This is a genomic window from Mesorhizobium sp. M7A.F.Ca.CA.002.04.1.1, from assembly GCF_004022805.1.
Taxonomy (GTDB): domain Bacteria; phylum Pseudomonadota; class Alphaproteobacteria; order Rhizobiales; family Rhizobiaceae; genus Mesorhizobium; species Mesorhizobium ciceri.
Window position 1 is genome coordinate 1 of record NZ_RZPL01000496.1, and the last position, 4,415, is coordinate 4,415.

At 54.7% G+C, this 4,415-nt stretch carries 2 protein-coding genes and 1 pseudogene; 2 read left to right on the forward strand and 1 reads right to left on the reverse strand.

All coding sequences use genetic code 11. From position 1 onward, the window contains the following. The coding region (locus tag ENZ75_RS22610) for a type I secretion system permease/ATPase (protein ID WP_164887937.1) at positions 1-1,402 on the reverse strand (1,402 nt) is incomplete at its 3' end. Positions 1,403-2,115: 713 nt separating this feature from the next. Between ENZ75_RS22610 and ENZ75_RS22615 the strand changes: the two genes are divergently transcribed. After that, a complete protein-coding gene (locus tag ENZ75_RS22615) occupies positions 2,116-3,099 on the forward strand; it encodes an ATP-grasp fold amidoligase family protein (RefSeq protein WP_164745800.1) in 984 nt (327 codons plus the stop codon). Positions 3,100-3,426: 327 nt separating this feature from the next. Further along, positions 3,427-4,415, forward strand: a pseudogene (locus ENZ75_RS22620) (calcium-binding protein); the annotation flags it as partial.

The window sequence follows — 4,415 nt, forward strand, 5'->3', positions numbered from 1 at the left end:
CTCCCCCCTCCCCGATGCGGGTCTGAAATCCCTGAGGGAGTTGCATGATCATTTTCTCGACGCCGGCGGCTCTTGCCGCCGCAAGGACGCCTTTTGGATCCGTCTTGCCTCGGAACCTCGAAATGTTGTCTGCTACCGTGCCGTCAAACAACTCCACATCCTGCGGCATGTAGCCGATATGGGCGCCGAGATGTTCCGAGTTCCATTGATCGAGAGAGGCGCCGTCCAATCTCACCGAGCCATGGAGCGGCTTCCACACCCCGACCAACGAACGGGCCAGCGTCGTCTTGCCGGAGCCGCTCGGGCCGACGACGGCCATTCCAGCCCCCCTCGACAGGTGGAAACTTACATTTACAACGGTCGGTCTTGTCAGGCCGGGCGGCGCGACTGTCAGTTGCTCGACGGCAAATCGTGCCTGTGGACGAGGCAATTCCATCGGATCGTCCTGACTGCCAAATGCAGCCATGACAGCTGCCAGTTCGCTATAGCTGCGCCGGGTCGATAGAAAACCTCTCCAGTTTGCAATGGCCGCGTCAACTGGGGCCAAGGCCCGGCCGAGCAATATGGAAGATGCGATAATCACCCCAGGAGAAGCTTCACCGCCGATGACCAGGTAGGCACCGAGCCCCAGAACGCCGGATTGCAGACCCATGCGAAGCGCCTTCGAGAAGGAACTGGCGCCACCGACGACATCCGAGAGGCGCTCCTGCTGACCAAGATATGCGCGGCTGACGTCGCTCCAGCGTCGAGCCAGTCGACCAGAAAGCCCCATTGCATGAACAACCTCGGCGTTGCGCCGGGCGGAGTCGGCAAGCGCCCGTTGCGACGACAAGTCTTCGGAGGCGCGCGCGGCCGGACCACGGCTAAAGACTTCCGCAACCGCCGTCAGGAGGACCACGGCGATCGCGCCGACGGTTGCCAACAAGCCGAGCAAAGGATGGAGCAAATAAATGATCACCAGATAAAAAGGGATCCACGGAGCGTCGAAGATGACCGTCGGTCCCGTTCCGGAAAGAAAGCCGCGCAGTCGGTCAAGATCGTGCAAAGGCTGCAAGCGGCCCGCATCACGTCCTGCCTTGAGCGGCAAGGACAGGGAGATGGAGAACACCTTTTGCTGCAAATTTCTATAGAGAAGACTGCCGATGCGGACCAGCACGCGAAGCCGCACGAAATCCAGGAGCCCGTAGACCGCATACAAGCCCAGCATGCCGATCGTGAATCCCACCAGGGTGGGAACGCTCTGCGACGGCAGAACGCGATCGTAGATCTGCAACATATAGACCGAACCGGTCAGGGCGAGAATGTTTATCACTGCCGAAAACAGCGCCACGCCAAGCAGCCCAGGCATGCAGGCGAGAATGGCGGAACGCAGCTCGGGAGAACCGGCCCCCGATGTTTTCATGACCAGCGGTCGTTCGCGCGACACTGCCGCGCCGTTACTTCCGTAAATTGTGATGGCTCAAACCTTTCTTGGTGCGCATAGCAGCCGCTATCCGTCGCCCCCCTTATTACGCTCTGCTTACATACGTCGACTTTGAGGAAAATGCAGCGGATTCGTGGCGCAGGACCAACGAAACGCGACCCGCAGCGTGCACAGGCTGGGGATAACTCCCCCAAAAAACGGCAATTCACGCTAGTAACGCAGTCCAGAATGGAACACGCAAAAGGGGCTTATGTCCTTGCTTCCACACACTTTCAAAGACGCCACGGTCGTTGACACAAAATACCTGATGCGGAGCAACAACTTAGATCAATCAAACCTTTTGTCGTTCTGTATTCTGTATTTGATCTCGCCCCGATACACCAATCACCCGAGCAGACCATCAGTCTCCCAGACTTCCAGAGGCGGCAAATTGACGACCGTCAGGCCGGCACGCCGGATCGTCATTCAAACGGAGGAGGACGGTGATCGAGCCTGACGTATTGTGGTTTAACGCATGCGCAGGGATGGCGACTGGAGGGCTCGTTCACCTCGGGGCGCTGGCCGACGGGTTCGACCGGCCCCATCTGTGACGGCTGCCAACCTGCCCAAGGAGGCGGATCGCGCCTTCGCCATCGTCGTTATCAGAGCGGACGCCGCGTTAGCCGTGCGTTATCCGCGTAGTGGGGTGTTGCGTGGAAAAGAAGTATCGGAAATTAAGAAGAGCTGTCTGGGAAACGATATATAGGGTCAGCTTGATAACCCCGAATTTCTACGTTCTGAACTACCCCATAGCAGCAGCGGGATTCTTTAACGGGAACAACAGGTTCCCAAGACGGGTTTCCAGTCAATCGGCTACGATAAATGATTTTATATTTGACAGAATGATACGAAATAGATGGGGATACCTGGAGAAGATTTGCGTTGATAAGCATTATGCTAAGTACATAGCTAGTGGAATCGCAGGCCTTAAAATCCCAAAGACGATCTCTGTATTCAAGATAGATAGAAATACGACGGCAGATGACATTTTACTTTGGATCCAGCCTTTCCTCGGACGTCATTTCGTGATGAAGCCGACCCATTCCTCTGGAAAAATTATATTCCTCGACAAACCGCTCAATAGGAAAACTCTAGAGGAATTCTTAAATTTCTCTAAGAGGTCGTACTTTAATATCGGACGAGAGACACAATATTATAAAATGGAAAAGAAATTAATTGTCGAAGACAACATTTCTACTGGTGGTGAATTAAGTGACTACAAATTCTTTTGCGTTCGCGGCAAGGCAATTTATCTTCAGGTCGACGTCGGTAGATTTGTTGATCATAAAAGGGCTGTCTTTTCTCTTCCGGATTTTAAGCAGATTGATGTCATGTATGGTTATGACCTACCAGAAAACGTAGAAAGGCCGGAAAATCTCGAAAAAATGATCGAGATCGCGGAAACGATATCTAGGGATGTTGAGTTTGTCAGGGTCGATTTGTACAGCATTAACGGTGACATATATTTTGGAGAGATGACTTTTTCTCCATGCGCTGGGTCGGATCATATTTCAAACGAGAGTTGGGCCATCGATTTTTTAAATAGGATCAAAGCAGAAAGTGCTCCTAAAGCAGCGATAGGTGGCCGCTTCACGCCGCAAGCGGCACGATCTTTCGACCGTCAAGTTGGCGGGTGAGCCGCGAGGGCGTCAGCGCAAGCCTCGGTTCATGTGCCGAGGCACCCCAATTGGCTTTCCCCTAGTTGGGGATAACCCGGTCGGGAAAGGCGGATATTTCCCAATCACGCGGCTCAACAATGAGCCGGATGAGAGGGGCTTATGTTGTTGTTGCGGCACTGTTTTAAAAGACTTCGGTTGACCCGAAGCGGAACATCTCCTGCTGTGCAGCAATCCTGTCGGCGATCAAAGATTCTATCCAGCGGGTGTCGTATTTGATTTGGGCCTAATATGCGCCGTCAACTAAGCAGACGTGGGGCATAACCGAATCAACCAAAGGATTTTTGGATGACACTCCACTACGCGTCCGGTGGATCAGCCGCCGAGATCGCAACCGCCGGATTCAATCTGGCTGATGTTCAGTACGTTTCGCAAGTCAATGCCTTGCCGGATGGCATGAAAGGCTTGGTTTATCTCGGTGAGCACGACGGAGTAACTTCGTCTTTCATTGATAAAGTCACTCCCTTCATAGGTAATCCAAATGTGTTCGGGTTTTACCTTAGCGACGAGCCTGATCCGACAGGCAAGTGGGGCAGCTACGCAACCGCTGCAAATCTAAAGGCGGAATCCGACTGGATTCATTCTCATGTTCCCGGCGCCAAGACCTTCATCACGATGATGAACTTGGGCACGGATGGCTCCCCGAGCTACATGAACCCGAACGACCCGGCCCACGCCGCTTACAATCCGGCGAATACGGGCATCGATTTCTACGGTATCGGCTATTACCCCATCAACAACACTTCGGCTCCCGACTACACCCATATCGACAAGATGGTTGCGGCTGCCGGTGAAGCGGGCATCCCGATTGACAAGATCGTCCCGCTTTACCAGGCGTTCGGTGGTGGCAACTGGGAAACCAGCGCTGGCGGCAAGTTTGTCATGCCCACCGCTGCCCAGGAGCAGGCCATGATTGATCGTTGGGCCGCACTGGTTCCGTCGCCGGCCTTTGACTATACCTATAAATGGGGAACGCAGAATGGCGACACCGCGCTTGAAAGCGCCTCGGAACTGAAAGCCTTTTTCCTCCAGCACAATCTCGAGGGCACCCATGCCCCGGTCTCGCCCCCGGTTAGTGATCCTGTCACGCCCCCGGTCAGTGATCCGGTCGGCACACCGACCACACCTCCTACTCACGTCGGCACCCCTGCTCCCACCGGGCCGGCCCCGTCGGGCAGCGATCATGTCTTCCATGGCACGCGCGGCGCAGACGTTTTCCACGCAACCGGGGGCAATGACAAATATCTCGTCAACAATGCTCATGACAAGGTCATGGA